The organism is Psychrobacter sp. LFX-11D, assembly GCF_904846475.1.
GTDB classification, from domain to species: Bacteria; Pseudomonadota; Gammaproteobacteria; order Pseudomonadales; family Moraxellaceae; genus Psychrobacter; species Psychrobacter cryohalolentis.
Genome location: NZ_CAJHAV010000008.1, coordinates 120157 through 138089, shown reverse-complemented (window position 1 = coordinate 138089; position 17933 = coordinate 120157). Strand labels below are relative to the sequence as shown.

Sequence of the window (17933 nt, the reverse complement as noted above, 5' to 3'; positions counted from 1 at the left end):
GTATCAATCGTATTACACCCCATAAATAACCTTAATCCCAAATTTTATATATCCCTGTTAAATTTACAAGGAATACTCTTGCATACTCAATTTTCTCACTCATTAACTTCTTTAGACGCATTCGCCCCGCGCCTACTCGATTGGTTCGCCGAAAACGGTCGCCATGACCTACCTTGGCAGCAGCACCAAACCGACGCGCCCAATCCTTATATCGTCTGGCTATCCGAAGTCATGCTCCAGCAAACGCAAGTAACGACGGTACTGCCCTACTTTGCCCGTTTTATGGCATCGTTTCCAACGGTACAAGATTTAGCAGCCGCAGAATGGGATACGGTTGCGGAGCATTGGGCAGGACTTGGTTATTATGCGCGCGCGCGTAATTTGCATAAAGGCGCGAAACAACTGGTCGAAGTCATTGATGAGACGGGCGACTTTCCGCAGACGCTAGCAGGGTGGGAAGCCATATCTGGCGTCGGGCCATCGACTGCTGGGGCGATTATGTCAATGGGCTTGCATCGTTATGGCGTCATCTGCGATGGCAACGTTAAACGTGTCTTGACACGCTGGGCAGCAATTGATGGTGACATCACTAAGTCCGCGACGACTAAAGATTTATGGGCATTGGCAGAGCGTTTAACGCCTAGAGAACAATCAGGATTGTTTGCGCAAGCGATGATGGATATGGGTGCAACTTTATGCACGCGTAGCAAGCCTGCTTGTCTACTATGTCCACTACAAGACGACTGTTTGGCACATGCGCAAGGTCGTGAAACGGACTATCCAGTGAAGGCTAAGAAACAGCCTAAACCGAGTAAATTTAGTAATGCACTGCTTATTGAAAACGAAAATGGCGAAATACTTTGGCTACAGCGCCCTGACAATGGTATTTGGGGCGGACTGTGGAGTTTGCCGCTAGCATTTATAGAAAAAATTAGCGGAAAAGTTGCTTTGAAGGATGCTGACAAGAATAAAAACAAGGAACCAATTGCAGCGAATGATAATCAGCTTTTAGAAGTAGCTAGTAATGAAAAAATATACGAGACAGAATTTACCACTGCTGAGCAAATTATTAATGAGTGGCTGAACAAAAATAAATTGAGCGCAAAATCAATCAGCAACACATTACTCGATGATTCGCCTATCAAACATTCATTGACCCATTTTCATTGGTATTTAACCCCGCAATCAGTAACTTTAAACGATAAACAGGTAACTGAGATAACCAAGGCATTACAAGCAGCTGAAATTAATATTAACTGGTTAAACGCTAATGATGCGCAGGAAACACTAGGATTGCCACGAGCAATGGTTAAAATTTTAGAACAAGCCTTTGCACATAGTCACTGAAAAAAACATCTATAGTCAGAGAAAAGTAATATCGATACATCAAGTACTGCTGATATTCATTTTTCTTGCTTGCTGTGCCTACGCAGACAGAGGCTGCAAAAAATTTATATCAGCAGCACTGTAGCGTTTTTGAGACTTTTTAACTATAAAATAAAGACTGTATATCATAAAAAGAGCGACTTAGAAGAATCTTGAGTCGCTCTTTTCTTTATCAAAAACTTAAGATTTCGGTACACGCAGACGCATTAAGCCTTCTTGTTGTACCGTCGCCACCAACTTCCCATCTTGCCAAAACTGACCATGATTGAGTCCCATCGCATTGGATGTCGTATCACTCCACATGTCGTATAACAGCCAATCATTTAAGTCAAAGTGACGATGAAAATGCATCGAATGGTCGATACTAGCAGCTTGCAAGCCGCTGGTCATAAAGCTAATACCATGTGACATCAGCCCCGTGCCAACCAAATAAAAATCAGAGGAAAATGCCAGTAATGCTTGCTGAATCGCGACGGGTTGATTGCCAAGCTCGCGGATACGCAGCCAGTTCGCTTGCTTAGGTTTCATTGGTTCCGGATGGATCGGGTCACGCGGTTTCACTGGTTTAATCTCGATATGACGACGGCGCATAAAACGAGATTTTAATGCCTCTGGAACTTTACCAACATAGTCTTCTTTTAGATCCTGCTCCGCAAGTAAGTCTTCAGGCGGTGGATAGACAGGCATATCTTCTTGATACTCTAAGCCCTCTTCCATCGGTGAAAAAGAAGCAATCATTGAAAATATCACTTGCTCAACCGGCGGCTTACCACGTACTTGCTTATACTGAATCGCTGTTACTTCGCGCGCGGACAAACTACGCCCATCACGTAAGCGGCGCACTTGATAAATCACCGGCTGGTTAATATCACCGCCGCGCAAAAAATACCCATGCAATGAATGACAAGGTTTATCCTCATCAAGCGTATGCGCTGCTGCCATGATCGCTTGGGCGAGCACTTGCCCACCAAAGATACGGGCACCGACATAGTCATGGCTTTTACCTTCAAATACATCAGGGCTGACTTCGATGAGCGCGACGGTAGCCAATAGCTCATCTATTAGTTGTGAATAATCAGACATGACGATTACTTTCCTTATTTTTATCAATAACGCCAAGCATCTAGATATAAGCGCCAAAGAATATCAAGACGATATGGCTTAAGCCGATATGGCGTTTTAATTTAAATAATATGAAATCAATAGCAGTAATATACAAGATAAATCTTTAGATGAGCAATAAATGGATTATCGAAAACTCATGATAAAAAGTCATAAATAAAAACGAGATGCTTAAATACACCTCGTTTTTACTATTGTATTAAATTTATGGTTTTACTGCCACCAATACACGGATAGAATCTGGCACCAATGACAAGCCCGCCAATGCTTGCTCGCCTTGCATTTTTAGCTGCTCTAAACGCTCAATCTCTGCTGGACGTACGTTTGGATTGATAGTTTGTAGATGCTTAAGACGTTTGATCTCACGCGACCACTGCTGGCTAAAGCGGGCACTTGCTTGTTCACCAATCTCAGCCAACTGCTGACGAGCAATATCTTCCGCTTCATAATAACGCTGCTCGATGACATCGCCGCGTACTTTAATCACTTGGCGGGCACGGTTTTTATCCAAACGCTCAATGTGTGGCATGATCATATCGGCACTGATACGCGCTGACAAATCGCTGCCCTGCTCACTGATAAAGACGCGGATATTTTGCGTGCTCAAGGTTGCAGGCAAGTTAAGCAGTTTCGGTGCAATGGCTTCTACACGGAAATTCACTTCTAACATCACCATGCCCTGTGGTACCGCAGCACTTTTTAGCATTGCAACCGTGGTATTACCAAAGGTGCTGGTACTTGCTAGCTCATAAATCGCCTGCATCAATGGATGTTCATGCGTAATAAAGGCAATATCTTCACGTTGTAGCGCTTGCTCACGCTCAAAAGTCAACGTCATACCGTCTTCATCACCGAGTGGCAGACCATCGATATAATCACTGATCTCAGTGCTGTCAATCGGTGAAATCACCCACGAGCCATCGCGTTGGATATTGTGCTCGATATTGGCTGAGGCAAAAAAGCGCTCGATAAACTGCGGTAATAGATTGTGCCCATCAAAATCGCGCATGGCATCAGCGATACGTCCAGCAACGCGCGGACGGCATGAGTTGTATTCTAATAAACGATCACGACCAGCTTGCAATTGTGTTTCAAGTCCCTGTCGTGTCTGTGCTGCTTCTGCGATAATATCTGCCAATATTGCACGATTGACGTCGTTATCGGCACCCTCAAGCATCGGTTTTAGCTCTTGGATATACTGCTCTTGTACGCTCTGCGCTGTTGGTGAAATCTGATTGAACATATTTAGCGCATTGTTATACCACTGATACAGACGCTCTTGCGCGGTACCTTGGACATAAGGTACATGTAGCATGATTTGCTGCGTCTGCCCGATACGATCTAGGCGACCGATACGTTGCTCCAAGGTATCTGGATTGGCAGGCAAATCCCATAATATCAGCTGGCTTGCAAACTGGAAGTTACGTCCTTCCGAGCCTATCTCTGAGCACAATAATATCTGTGCGCCTTCACTATCAGCAAAGAACGCCGCTGCTTGGTCACGCTCAAGCAAGGTCATCTGCTCGGTAAAGATAGCAGTCTTAATACCCGCATGTAAGCGTAATACCGCTTCCAAGCTTTCAACGGTTGCACCACTACGGGCAATTAACAGTACTTTTTTGTGCTTAAGCTCACCCTTTAAGATATCAATCAGCCAAGGCACACGTGGGTCGTCTTCCAACCAGCCACCATCAGGTTGATTTTCTTCGCCCCATAGCTGTTCACGCAATTTACCATTGGTTTGATAGCTGTCGACCCATGCTTCAGGTAATGGCAGTGGATAAGGCTGACTACTACGACCATAAAAACCTTTCACACTTTCACGGGTATTACGGAATAAAATACGTCCCGTACCATGGCGATCTAGCAATTCATTTAGGGCATAAGTACGGAGTTTTTCGTCTTCGTTAATCGTTGCTAATTCATCGATACTAATCGTCAGCAAACTACTCAGTGCGGCAATTTGACCATCACTTAAAGGTTTATCTTCTATTAATAGGCTGGCAACGGCTGCCGTTTCTGCAAAGGCATCTTGACCATCGATAAACTCATCTAAGTCATCAAAGCGATCTGGGTCTAATAGACGCAAACGAGCAAAGTGACTCTGCGCCCCAAGCTGCTCAGGTGTCGCCGTCAATAGCATGACTCCTGCCGTCTCTTCAGCAAAATCTGCAATGAGGTCGTACTTATCATTGCCGCCTTGCGCTTCATCCCAATGCAGGTGATGCGCTTCATCGACGACCAATAAATCAAACCCTGCTTCCATCGCCTGATCATACAAGTCAGGATGATCAAGGAGTAAGTCCATACCAGCGATGACACATTGCTCAGTCATAAAGACATTTTGCTCAGGGTCGTGCTCTTTAATCGCTGCGGTACGCACCAAATCAAACAAGGCAAAGTTGAGATTAAAGCGGCGGCGCAGCTCAATCATCCACTGGTATTGCAGACTGTCTGGTACAAGGATTAATACCCGCTCAGCTTTGCCAGTCAGTAGCTGCTGATGAATAATCAGACCTGCCTCAATGGTTTTACCCAAACCGACTTCATCAGCCAGCAAAACTCGCGGCGCAATACGTTTGCCGACTTCATGAGCGATATATAACTGATGCTCAATGATATCGACGCGCGCGCCCATTAAGCCCTTGAGCGGGTGACCTGCAAGCGCTGATTGCATACGCAAAATATCTTGACGCAAATCGTACCAATCACTGCGCTCAATACGACCTGCCAGCAGACGCTCAAGTGGTTTCGCCAAAGTAATATTAGCAGCCAGACGAGTTTCCATAATGGCTTTTTCATGCTCATCAACACTGTATTTGAGCACGCCCATTACTTCTTCAACAGCATTTACTGTATAGCTCTTACCTGCCTGATCAGAGATACTATCGCCGACTTTAAACACCACACGAGATAACGGCGCAGAGTTTTTTGCATAAACGCGCGTCTCTTCACTTTGCGGAAATAAAATGTGCACACATCGGTCGTCTACATCGATGACCACACCTAAGCCCAGCTCGGACTCCGTATCAGATAAATAGCGTTGACCAACGGCGAATTCGGTGCTGTGCAATGAAGCGATAGAGATAGTCATAGGGCGATGTCTTTTTGTACTCAGATGATAAGAAAATAGGTAGTTTACGATGCAAGCCATGCTTGCTGGCTCAGTCACATGGACGAACTGATAATTATTGGATATACGTTTATTCAATATACGGTCATTCAGTATATTGTCACGAGATATATCAGGCACATCAGCTTGTAAGCCAAATCCGTCGATAAAACAGATCATTATATAACGTTAGCGCTTAGATGAGTGCGTTAAGTTCACTTTTCAAGAGCAGATTTCTGCAAGATAAAGTTAAAGCTAAGCATAAGTTGGGCTTGTAAACCAGTAAGATAACGACTCGCAAGTAAACAAAAAATATTGTTATCGTAAAATTGTTACTGTATTGTTAAAAAATGCAATAGAACATCTCTCTTAATACCAAAGCTATTCAATTTAACTAAGTCATTAGACTTTTAGCTAACTACTACTTATATACAAAATAGCATAGACCTCTTAACCGTTATCCATGCTTTATCAGCGATTATGAGTATGCTATTGCCTGTGATAGTCCATTAAGTTATAAGTTGAGTTTATTATCATAATTTTAAGTTATGTTGATACTGTTTTTAGTTGACGTTTATGACTAGTGTTAACAAGCTATTTTGATGAAACTTAACCATATATTTCGTTATAGCCAATCCATCCCATTGGCAATTCTTTTTGTGCTCCCTACTCCCAAGGACAAATCCCGTCATGAGTGCCTCTAAAAAAGTTGGCTTTTTTAATCAAGTCAGTACCCAAGTTACCACTATTTTGTTCATTGCTTTTGCGGTCGTACTTGCGGTCGTTGTTTATGTGGTTGATAAAGAAGGCCATGATAAAATCCGTCTTGAGTCAGCAAAGCTGGTCGCTGAACGTGGTAATACCGCGGTTAATAGTATCTCAGCCGACATCAATCGTGTCATGCGTAGTGCCTTGCTGTTACAGCAAAGCGCGCAAACGCTGCCACCGCAAGAGAATATTTTGCAAGTCAGTACCGCCAATGCATTCGATAAACGCGACTATAACTTATTGGGTAGTGGTGGCATTTGGCCAGAAAAAGGCGCTCTTGGTGCCAATACGGCAACCCATCCGTTTTTGATGGTACGCCAAAACGGTGATTATCAAGCGGTACTAAGCGATCCAAACCCAACCAATCCTTATTATCAAGAAGATTGGTTTAGCGTCTTAAAACTACTCAAACCTGACAGCTGTATCTGGAACCATGTTCGCGCCAGCCAAACCAAAGGCGAGCTTGCCATGAGCTGCGGTGTCGCAATTGAGCGTGACAATCAGTTTTGGGGTGCCAGTACGGTCAACTTTACCCTAAACCAGTTGCAAGAGAACATCGTCAAGTTGAGTGAGAGCTCTGGTTCAGGCTACATTTTATTATTAGATAACAGTGATAAGGTAATCGCCTCATCTAACCCTGAACGCTTAAGCTATATTGATGAAGCAACCGGTACACCACTTGATATCAAACAAGTTATCAACTCTGACCCTGCTTGGAATCCAGTATTAAACTTCTTGGAAGCTCAGCGTAACGAGATTATCGAGCAAGTTGCAGCTAGCGTGTCACCGCAAGTTCAGCAAGTATTGAATACGATTGACAAAGCAGAAACAGGTGATTCCAAAGGTTATTATTTGGTCAACTATGCTGCTTACCTAAATAACGGTGAAAACAAGCAAAATGCTATGGATAGCCGCTTGCTACAAAGCTTTGAGCTGACCAATGATGACTTTTATAACGGCAGTCAAGCCTATGTCTTTGAGATTCCTGAAACCTATTGGAAACTTATCGTTGTCCAACCTGATGCTGAGATTAACGCCATTGCCGACAATTTAAGTGAAAACTTGATTAACTGGATTGCATTAGCGCTCCTTATCACCGCTGGTATTATCTACTTTATGCTAACTTTCTTAGCATTCAAGCCATTGAAAGAAACCACTGATAAAATTTCTCTCGCAGAAAACATCATTAATAACAAGCAGTACAACAAGCTAAGCTCAGTTAAATTCAAGACAGGTCGCAACGAGATTGGACTGGTAAACGGCTCTATTAACGATCTATTAGATCGTATCCAATCTAACGAAGGTAAGCTTGCCAATATTAACCAACAGCTCGAGATTAAAGTAGAAGAACGTACTGCTGAGCTGCAAGACACACTAAAAGAGCTGAAAAGCTCGCAGCTACAATTGATCCGTTCAGAAAAAATGGCAACGTTGGGGCAAATGGTTGCTGGTGTTGCCCATGAAGTAAATACGCCATTATCTTATGTACAGAATAACCTCGAGATTATCGGTCAGTTGACTGAGCAATACGAAGAGCTGATTGAACTGGTACAAGGTTTAAAAGGCGTTAAAACTGACGCGGCTTCCGATGGCAAAATTGATAAGTTATTAGCAGATATCGTCCGTGCTTCCGATGAAATTCAAGAAGATGATTTGTCCGCTGAGCTAAAAGAGCTGATTAAAGACTCGCTATTTGGCGTCGAGCAAATCACTGAGATGGTATTAAACCTACGTAACTTTGCCCGTCTTGATGAGTCAAAAGTGAAGACCATTGATGTGCGCGAATGTATCGAAGCCTCGCTGAAAATCGCCGGTAACTCTATCAGACATCAAGAGATTGTCACTGATTTTGCGCCGACACCTGAAATTAAATGCTCACCGTCACAGATTAACCAAGTCTTGGTCAATCTGCTCAATAACGCTGCGCAAGCCATGGGCGAAAAATCTGATGGCAAAATCGAAGTGCGTACCCGTGCCGATGACAGCAATGTTTATGTTGATGTCATTGATAACGGTAAAGGCATGAGCTCAGAAGTGCTCAGTCAGATATTTGAGCCGTTCTTTACCACTAAAGGCGCAGGCGAAGGTACTGGTCTTGGTATGGCAATCAGTCAGCAGATTATGGAGCAGCATAATGGCGACATTAAAGCCGTATCGACTGTAGGCGTTGGCACCACCTTCACCTTAACGCTACCCATTAATAATGATCTGACAGAAAAAAGCCTAGCGGCATAATCGCTAGGTTCTGCTGTTATTTTAATGATTATATAAAGCTATATCACTGTTATTCATCATAAGGATACCATCATGAATGAATTAGAAAATGACACCAGTAATAACATAAGTACCGCCGAGTTAGGGGTTGAAGCTAAACCGAAGCTGGCTTTTATTGACGATGAACAACGCATTTTACGTTCTATGAAGCTGTTATTTCGTAAAACGCATGACGTTTTTATTACCACTGACCCGACTGAATATATTGACTATATCAAAAACAACCATGTACACGTTGCAGTCAGTGACCAACGTATGCCTGAGCGGGTTGGCGTTGATATCTTGCGCGAAGTAAAAGACGTATCACCTTCTACCATGCGTATATTATTAACTGGCTATGCCGATTTGAACGCGATTATTGGCTCTATTAATGATGGTGAAATTTACCGTTATTTAACCAAGCCATGTAAATCTGAAGAACTGCTCGCTGTCGTCGGACGCGCCACTGAAATCGCTTTGACTTATAACCCAGACGAAGACGCCGAGCAATTCGACAGTTCAGGCAATAAGCAGACTTTATTGGTCATTGATGAGACCAATGAGTTGATTGAGCAAATACGTAAGCAATTCTCTAATAACTATAAAGTGCTGCACGCCCAAGGTTTAGAGGAAGCTTACGATTATTTGGCGAACGAAGATATCGGTGTTTGTATTACCGACATCAATGTCAGCGGCGAGAATATTGCGCCGATTATCTTTACCCTAAAGCAAGATGCGCCGCATTTAGTCGTATTGGTACAGACCGAATTCCAAGATGCAGGACTGCTGATTGATTTGATTAATAAAGGTCAGGTCTATCGCTGCCTACCGAAGCCAATGCGCGCAAGCCTCCTTGAAATTAGTGTCAATCGTGCATTCCAGCACCATGCAAAACTAAAAGCCAGCCCTGAATTGGTCAAACGTTATGAAGTCGAGCACGATCCTGAAAACGATGTGCGCATTGACTTGAGCAGTCGTGTACGTAGTCTGATCGGTAAATTGCGTAAGCGTTTTTCTTTATAAGCGCAAAAAAATAAGTAAGCGCAAAAAAATAAGTAAGCGCAAGAAACGAGTGTCTCAATAAATAAAACCTCTATTTCAGCTTGAAGTAGAGGTTTTTGCTTTGCGCTTTTTGACATGTTTTTTGACTAAATGCAGCAACGTGCTACATTAAGCCGATAATAAACAAAACCTATTTACGATAACAACGAGATAAGGAATCATCATGCAAGCGGTTTTTTTAGATAAAGGCACTTTTTCTGATAACGTCGATTTGCCAGCACCCGCTGGCGTTACTGATTACATTACTTACGATGATACGCCTCAAGCACTGATCATTGAGCGCTGCAAAGACGCCGATATTATTTTTACTAATAAAGTGCAAATCAATGCCGAAGCGATTGCTAATTTGCCAAAGCTAAAACTTATTCAACTGACCGCTACGGGTATGAATAACGTTGACCAAGATGCTTGTGCTGAGCATAATATCGCGCTCTATAACGTCGCCGGTTACGCGGTGAAAAGCGTGCCTGAGCATACCTTTATGCTGATGCTAAATGCCATGCGTGCCGGTCTGCATTATCATAATAAAGTCACCGATGGCACGTGGGCAGATAATGGTAATTTTTGCCTACTTGATATCCCGCTTATAGATTTGGAAAATAAAACGCTGGGTATTATTGGCATTGGTACCATTGGCAAACGCGTCACTGATATTGCGCGTGCTTTTGGCATGACGGTATTGTGGGCGGAGCACCAAGGGCGTATGCCGCGTAATGATGATTATACCGCCTTTGATGAAGTGCTCGCTTGTGCTGATGTGATTAGCTTACATTGCCCGTTAAATGAGAAAACTCAGCACCTTATCAATGCAGACACCTTGGCCAAAATGACTAAAAAACCTCTACTTGTCAACGTCGCTCGTGGTGGTATTGTGGATAGCCAAGCGCTTGCTGATGCCATTAACAATGAGCAGATTTTAGGGTATGGCAGCGACGTTTTTGAGCAAGAACCCATAGCTGCCAATGATCCTTTACTGGCTCTTGGTGAGCATCCACGCGTGATATTTAGTCCGCACAATGCGTGGGGCAGCAAAAGCGCGCAAGAAACCTTGTGGCAGATGCTTAGTAAACAAGTCAGTGATTTTATCAATCAAGCGCAGTAAGATTAATAATTAGCAAATTCTAACGAGTAAACTGTAGCCAGTCATCTTTGATTTTACGGTATTTGAGCATGATGCGATCGGTGACATAGTTATTGTTCACCCGCCAAGGATAGCGATCACCTTGTTTTGGCAGCTCATCCTTGGCACGGCTGACATACCCTGCCGATAGTGCCCCAAGTACCGTATCTGCCTGCGTTTTTACTTTTTCGTGCTCAGTCTCAGCCTGCGCACATACTGTTTTGTATCCTTCTTTATTCATATAACTCAGTAAACGCAGAACATACTGACAGGCCAAATCAATCTTCAATGTCCAAGAAGCGTTGGTATAGCCAAACATGATTGCCATATTTGGTACATTCTCAAGCATCACTGCTTTGTAGGTCATTCGTGCGCCTACATCGATCGGCTCCCCATCGACATATAAAGCTGCACCGCCTAACATCTGTAATTTTAGACCCGTCGCAGTAACGATGATATCTGCGTCCAAATGCTTGCCTGATGCTAATGCAATACCCGTTGAGGTAAACTGGCTGATGCTATCGGTTACCACTTCAGCGCGCTTGCTATGCAAAGCTTGAAACAAATCGCTATCAGGTACCGCACACAAACGCTCTTCCCAAGGATTATAAGCCGGATTAAAATGGGCAACATCCACGCCACTACCTTTAAGCTCTTCTCTGACTTTATGGTTTAATAGGGCTTTCATCACCTTTGGCGCATAAATCGCCACCCGATAAACACCTTGTTGAAACATCACATTGCGCGTACGCAGCAAGGTGTACGCCTGTGCTTTTGATAAAGGTGAGAATTTACCTGATAGCCAGTCAAGCGCATGATCATCGCCTGGTACGCTTGCAACATACGTCGGTGAGCGTTGCAGCATGGTGACATGACGGGCACATTGTTTACTACTTTCATCGACCAATGCCGGTATCAGTGTCATCGCCGTCGCGCCACTACCAATGACGACGACCTTTTTATCGTCGTATTGTGTGTCTTGCCAATGCTGCGGGTGGACTATTTCACCTTTGAAATTTTCTTCATTTTTAAAATGTGGTCTATAACCAGTTTCATAGTCATAATAACCGGTCGCTCCAACGACAAAGTTTGCCGTTAAGCTCATTACTTCACCGGTAGCATGATTTTTAATCATCGCCGTCCATTGCTGACTGTCGCTTGACCATGATAACTGCTGTACTTCATGCTGATAGCGAATATGCTCTACCACCTTAAACTCGCGTGCTGTATCAGCAATATAGCTTTTAATATCTGCACCTTTTGCAAGCATCTTATGATCCAGCCACGGACGGAAACTATAGCCAAAAGTCAGCGCATCCGAGTCAGAACGAATACCGGGATAGGTAAACAAATCCCATGTACCGCCCAAATCCTCACGTTTTTCTACGATTAAAAATCGTTGGCTATTAAGTTTGAGGCGTTTTTTCTGCTTAACGCTTTTACTATCAAAAAGACTTCGATGACTTTTTTGCAAGCTCTGCTGCTGCAAATGGCAAGCCATGCTGATGCCTGCGATACCCGCACCAATAATCAGTACCTCATAATCTGCAGGAGCATCTGATGAATAAGGTTTAGCTTTAAAGCGCTTTTTAAGCGCCTGCTTGGCAGTAGTCATATTAAGCATAATACAATCCTTGTTTTGCAAGTTGGCTGACATATCAGAGCGCAGAATGCCTTACTAATTTTCCATAGCAGCTTTACCTAGCAACTTTATCTAGTAATTTGCAACAATGCTAGATTTTAGTTTATTTCAAAAACACTAAAAAGGTGTTGGACTTTCCCAGTCCATCCACGCTCCAAGCGTTGGATGTTTTAGGCGCAGTTGCTGCGCATGTAGATTTAGTCTTGGCGCAATATCCAATGCAATACCTTCTGCATAAATCGGGTCACCAATCATCACATGTCCGACATGTACCATATGGACGCGCAGCTGATGACTACGACCGGTGACTGGTTTTAATAGGACGCGAGTTACTATTTGACCATCACATTCTTCATGCGCCAATACTTCATATAAAGTCAGCGCATGTTTTGACCAGTTAGGATCGACGATATGACGCGGTTTGGTTGCAGGCTCATAACGTACTGGTACCGATATCTTGCCAGTAGCGCCAACGCTGTCCCATTGACCAAACACTCGTGCTTGATAACTTTTTTGCGGTAGTCGGTCGATGAACTGCTTACTAATATTGGTTTGTGCCGCTGCATTTTTGGCGAAAATAAGCAGGCCAGAGGTATCCATATCGAGGCGATGAATCAGTTTGACGGCAGGATTGGCACGTTCAAGGCGAGCTAGCAAGCTTACTTTTAAGCTCTTACCGTCGACACTCAATAGTCCTGCTGGCTTATCGACTACCCAGATATCTTCATCTTCATAGACGGTAACTTTTTTTGCAAATGTTTGAAAAAACTCAGGCGAACGGGTTTTTTCTTCAGCATTAAGGGCATCGATTTTTTCATCTGTAAAGGGCATAAATGTGGGCTACTTATATGAATGGACTTATATTAATCAGTTCGGATATAAAAATCAGAATCCGTTATAGAATCAAAATGCAAGTAATCTTAACGAGCAGTTAAAAGCAGAAATCAATACAGTAGGTAACAGATAAAAGCCAACCCTGTATCCTTATGTGTCGATTTATTGTGCTAATCGTAATTGTTAAACAATTTAACCAGTCTACGTCTGTCAACTTTAGGCAAACATGTTAATATAATGGCAGATTTATACACATTCTTAACATTCGTTAGCTGGTCATCATTTTGGTATGACATTTATTGTTTTATCGATAAATGGTGACACATATAATAAAACAAGAGAGAAAAATTATGTCAGACCTTATTGTTAATACCACTGATGCCAACTTTGACCAAGACGTTCTACAGTCTGACGTGCCAGTTTTAGTCGATTTTTGGGCAACATGGTGTGGTCCTTGTAAAGCCATCGCGCCTATTTTAGAAGATTTAGCGGCCGAGTACCAAGGTAAAGTTAAAATCGTTAAAGTTGACGTTGATAACAATCCACAAGCAGCCAGTCGTTTTGGTATCCGTAACATTCCAACTCTATTTGTTTTTAAAGCTGGCGAAAAAGTGGACTCTGTTATGGGCTTACAGCCAAAAGCTGAATTGGCAAAAGTACTAGATAAGCATTTGTAAATTAACACTTGCTTGCTTTGAGCACTCTTGGTAGGCATGTTGAAAATAGCACGAACGCTAAAGCCATTATCTGTACCAGATAATGGCTTTTTTGTTGATTTTATAAGCAAAAAATTGGATTACATCACTTTTTTAGCAAAAATTATTGACAATACTGTCTTCAAGCCCGTATAGTCTGCTGATAAGAGAAAACTAATGGTTTTCCTAAATATCTTGTCGCTATTCTCCTCGTGTTTATCAACAACACCATCGTCATTATTAAACATCGCTACTGACCGAATGACTAAACACAATGACTGATATTGAGTTTTTGACGCAGACTCTTATGTAGGCTTCTTTATCTTCACTTTTATGACTTATATGTCTCTATCTCAACAAGCGTATAAACTGACACATAAAACCAAACCTACATAAATCTTAACTCTGCATGTATACCCTCTATCGCCCTAATACCATTGTTTTAATCACTTTCGTGATTTGTGAATAATGGCATCTCTCATCTTATCAACTGCTAACGACCTATCTATGAATCTTACTGAATTAAAGAAAAAATCAATCGCTGAGCTACTCGCCATCGCTAAAGAGATGGGGCTTGATAATATGGCACGTAGCCGTAAACAAGACATTATCTTTGCTATTTTAAAAACCCATGCCCGTAATGGTGAGGCCATCTATGGTGATGGTGTACTTGAAGTGCTCCCCGATGGTTTTGGATTTTTGCGCTCATCTGAAGGCTCTTATTTAGCAGGTCCTGACGATATCTATGTCAGCCCAAGTCAGATTCGCCGCTTTAGTCTAAAAACCGGTGACAGTATCGCTGGCACGATTCGTCCACCAAAAGATTCTGAGCGTTATTTTGCGCTACTCAAAGTCGGTGAAATCAATTTTGATACCCCAGATCGCTCACGTCATAAGCTCATCTTTGAAAATTTAACGCCATTATTTCCAACTGAGCAGCTAAAGCTTGAGCTAGGTAACGGTACGACTGAAGATTTGACTGGTCGTATTATCGACCTGATTGCACCGATTGGTAAAGGTCAGCGCTCTATTATTGTGGCCCCGCCCAAAGCGGGTAAAACGATGCTGCTACAGTCGATAGCACAATCGATCACTCGTAATAATCCTGAGTGCTACCTCATTGTACTGCTGATTGATGAGCGTCCAGAAGAAGTCACCGAGATGGAACGTACCGTACGCGGTGAAGTGGTTGCCTCAACTTTCGATGAGCCGCCACAGCGCCATGTACAAGTGGCTGAAATGGTTATTGAAAAAGCCAAACGCTTGGTTGAGCATAAGCAAGACGTGGTCATTCTGCTTGACTCGATTACCCGTCTTGCCCGCGCTTATAACACTGTTATTCCTTCATCAGGTAAAGTGTTGACCGGTGGTTTGGATGCCAATGCATTAGAGCGCCCAAAACGCTTCTTTGGTGCTGCTCGTAATATTGAAGAAGGCGGCAGCTTGACTATTATCGCCAGTGCCCTTATTGATACTGGTAGTAAAATGGACAGCGTTATCTTTGAAGAATTCAAAGGTACCGGTAACCAAGAGATTACCCTTGAACGTGATTTGGCAGAAAAGCGTGTCTTCCCTGCCATTAATATCAAAAAATCGGGTACACGCCGTGAAGAACGTCTGCTTGATGAAGATAAGCTGCGTAAAGTTTGGATCCTGCGTAAATTGCTACAGCCGATGGATGGTGTACAAGCAACTGAGTTCTTATTGGACCGCTTAAAAGAAGCCAAAACCAATGATGAATTTTTTGAGCAAATGAAGCGTAAATCACAAAATTGATTTTAAATCTTTTACGACAATAAAGTTATATAAATAATTGACGTTTTACTCATAAAGGCTGCCTATAAGGCGGTCTTTTTGTTTTTATTACTATTGGCTCTATGATTAGGAATAATTCGCGTCGAGAACAGTTAGCTTACTATCAGGATAAATACAATAACCCTAAGCAAAGGCACTACCAATGACACAGTGAGGCAACATAATTTACAGCTTACTTGCAAAGCTTAGCGTTTTTACTACGACCAGATTTATATATAAGGGCTACTATAAGGGTTAAGAACATACTGAAATATATACTGTATACTTAGTATTTTAAACTTGACGATTTAATAGGTGATATTATGAAACTTGCTAAAACTATCGCAATGACGGCTCTAACTAGCTCTGCTCTTATCATGGGTGGCTGTGCTACTAACGGATATAGCACTGGTCTAAGTAATACAGCTAAAGCTGCCACTGCTGGCGCTGCTGCTGGTGCACTGATCAAAAGTAAAGGCGATAGCAAAGATATCGCTCGTGGTGCAATCGCTGGTGCTGCTATTGGCGGCGCTGGTGGTTATATCTATGATCAAACCAGATAATCAGTTTTAAGCAGCTCTTTTGGCACATATATTTTATGAAAGATATTACCTAGCCAACTAGCTGACAAAAAAAGCCTGCAATCAATTGCAGGCTTTTTTGTGTCTAATCATTACTATAGTCAGGGAAAAGTAATATCAATACATCAAGTGCTGCTGATATTAATTTTTCTTGCTTGCTGTGCCTATGCAGACAGAGGCTGCAAAAAATTTATACCAGCAGCACTGTAGCGTTTTTGAGATATTTTAACTATACCAATCAATATAGCTGGTTTTATAATAGTTAGTGCTATAAAGCACCACTAAACGTATCACAAGTTTGCACATTACCGCTCTCTAGACCGCGCGTAAACCACTCTACACGCTGTTGGCTAGTACCATGAGTAAAGTTATCAGGTACTACCGCCCCGCCTCCTGCACGTGCTAAGCGATCATCACCAATCTGACCAGCAGCATTGATAGCTTCGTCGATATCACCTGCTTCTAAAAACTGTACGCGCTCTTGATTGCGCTGCGCCCAAACACCAGCAAAGCAATCAGCTTGTAGCTCTTGCAGTACAGACAATTTATTTGCTTGTGCCCGAGTCACTTGACGGCTGGCTTCATTTACTTGTTGAGTAATACCAAGCAAAGTCTGTACATGGTGACCTACTTCATGGGAGACCACATAGGCTTGGGCAAAATCGCCCGCTTTATTCTGATTGTCACTATCCCCTGAGTTTTGGATATCACCAGAGATACCAAGCTTTTGACGCATCTCTACGAAAAACGACGTATCTAAATAGACCGTTTGATCACCTGGGCAATAAAAAGGACCAGTCGCTGAGCTGGCACTGCCACAAGCAGAACTGACTTGTCCATTAAACAAAATCAGTGACGGCTCTTTATATGTACTACCACCCTCATTGAATATTTGATGCCAAACCTCTTCAGTGTCCGCCAAGACAACTTTGACAAACTGTGTATCTCGATCGTCACTGGTAGCGGGTTCAGTAGATGTATTACCACCGCCTGCGACCTCTTGACCTGTCTGCAATGCGGTCATGGGATTTACCCCAAACACTAGCCATAAAATACCAGCAATAATGATACCGCCGATACCGCCGCCCATTAGCTTACCGCCACCACTACTAGTACGCACATTAGTACTGCCACGTCTGCCTTGCCATTTCATACTATTTCTCCCAAAAAATACGATATCTTATGCCACTCATATCGACCATGATTCATGTTATATAGTTTTTAGCTCAATCCTTTGATGTCATATCTTGATAAACTTTGCTAATTTCATTAGCCACAGACTACAAACTGCTTTAAAACACTTAGCGCTTTTTTATATTTACAGCCAGTTATTACGACTACCATTTAGCATTACTTATGTATCCGCTATCTTCTTTATTATGCTGTCATAAATAGCGCAAACAGATACAAAGTACCAGACATAAGGAATTTCTCTGCAATAAGCAGATGTCGTTGATTATACGTCGATTAATTTGACTTTTTGTATGGATAATTATGTAAAATAAGTAAAATAAAACCCTATTTACAATTTTATTGTAACTTAATTGTACAACCTCTTTCTATG

The 17933-nt window shown here is 42.6% G+C and carries 12 protein-coding genes; 7 read left to right on the top strand and 5 right to left on the bottom strand.

From position 1 onward, the window contains the following. Positions 1–78 precede the first annotated feature (78 nt). A complete protein-coding gene (mutY, locus tag JMX75_RS07905) occupies positions 79–1347 on the top strand; it encodes an A/G-specific adenine glycosylase (protein ID WP_201531911.1) in 1269 nt (422 codons plus the stop codon). Between the two features lie 219 nt (positions 1348–1566). On the opposite strand, the gene JMX75_RS07900 is transcribed toward mutY, so the two are convergent. Together JMX75_RS07900 and rapA are read right to left on the bottom strand one after the other, a co-directional pair. Further along, the gene (locus JMX75_RS07900) at positions 1567–2469 is read right to left on the bottom strand and encodes an acyl-CoA thioesterase (RefSeq protein WP_020444398.1); all 903 of its coding nucleotides are present in this window, start codon (positions 2467–2469) and stop codon (positions 1567–1569) included. Positions 2470–2713: 244 nt separating this feature from the next. Then, positions 2714–5602, bottom strand: a complete 2889-nt coding sequence (gene rapA, locus JMX75_RS07895; protein WP_201531910.1) for an RNA polymerase-associated protein RapA — start codon at positions 5600–5602, stop codon at positions 2714–2716. 708 nt (positions 5603–6310) lie between these two features. Between rapA and JMX75_RS07890 the strand changes: the two genes are divergently transcribed. The 3 genes from JMX75_RS07890 (at position 6311) to JMX75_RS07880 (ending at position 10805) form a co-directional block, all read left to right on the top strand. After that, on the top strand, positions 6311–8623 hold the full coding sequence (locus tag JMX75_RS07890) for a sensor histidine kinase (protein WP_201531909.1): 2313 nt from the start codon (positions 6311–6313) through the stop codon (positions 8621–8623). Between the two features lie 72 nt (positions 8624–8695). Continuing rightward, positions 8696–9664 carry a response regulator gene (locus JMX75_RS07885; protein ID WP_201531908.1) on the top strand — a complete coding sequence of 323 codons (969 nt, stop codon included), beginning with the start codon at positions 8696–8698 and terminating at the stop codon, positions 9662–9664. A gap of 202 nt (positions 9665–9866) precedes the next feature. Continuing rightward, positions 9867–10805, top strand: coding sequence for a D-2-hydroxyacid dehydrogenase (locus tag JMX75_RS07880; RefSeq protein WP_201531907.1), 939 nt, complete (start codon positions 9867–9869; stop codon positions 10803–10805). A 19-nt stretch (positions 10806–10824) separates the two neighbouring features. Here JMX75_RS07880 and JMX75_RS07875 read toward each other — a convergent pair whose 3' ends face one another. Both JMX75_RS07875 and JMX75_RS07870 read right to left on the bottom strand, forming a co-directional pair. Further along, positions 10825–12447 (bottom strand): flavin-containing monooxygenase, encoded by a 1623-nt coding sequence (locus JMX75_RS07875; RefSeq protein WP_201531906.1) that lies wholly within the window; start codon positions 12445–12447, stop codon positions 10825–10827. A gap of 135 nt (positions 12448–12582) precedes the next feature. Beyond that, on the bottom strand, positions 12583–13296 hold the full coding sequence (locus JMX75_RS07870; RefSeq protein WP_020444405.1) for an RluA family pseudouridine synthase: 714 nt from the start codon (positions 13294–13296) through the stop codon (positions 12583–12585). A gap of 353 nt (positions 13297–13649) precedes the next feature. On the opposite strand from JMX75_RS07870, the gene trxA reads away from it, so the two are divergent. The 3 genes from trxA to JMX75_RS07855 all read left to right on the top strand — a co-directional run bounded on the left by trxA (position 13650) and on the right by JMX75_RS07855 (position 16351). Further along, positions 13650–13976, top strand: a complete 327-nt coding sequence (trxA, locus tag JMX75_RS07865) for a thioredoxin (protein ID WP_133104906.1) — start codon at positions 13650–13652, stop codon at positions 13974–13976. A 525-nt stretch (positions 13977–14501) separates the two neighbouring features. Further along, a complete protein-coding gene (rho, locus tag JMX75_RS07860) occupies positions 14502–15770 on the top strand; it encodes a transcription termination factor Rho (RefSeq protein ID WP_020444407.1) in 1269 nt (422 codons plus the stop codon). Between the two features lie 341 nt (positions 15771–16111). Next, a complete protein-coding gene (locus JMX75_RS07855; RefSeq protein ID WP_011514602.1) occupies positions 16112–16351 on the top strand; it encodes a hypothetical protein in 240 nt (79 codons plus the stop codon). 286 nt (positions 16352–16637) lie between these two features. Here JMX75_RS07855 and JMX75_RS07850 read toward each other — a convergent pair whose 3' ends face one another. After that, positions 16638–17522 carry a neutral zinc metallopeptidase gene (locus JMX75_RS07850; RefSeq protein ID WP_201531905.1) on the bottom strand — a complete coding sequence of 295 codons (885 nt, stop codon included), beginning with the start codon at positions 17520–17522 and terminating at the stop codon, positions 16638–16640. Positions 17523–17933 lie beyond the last annotated feature (411 nt).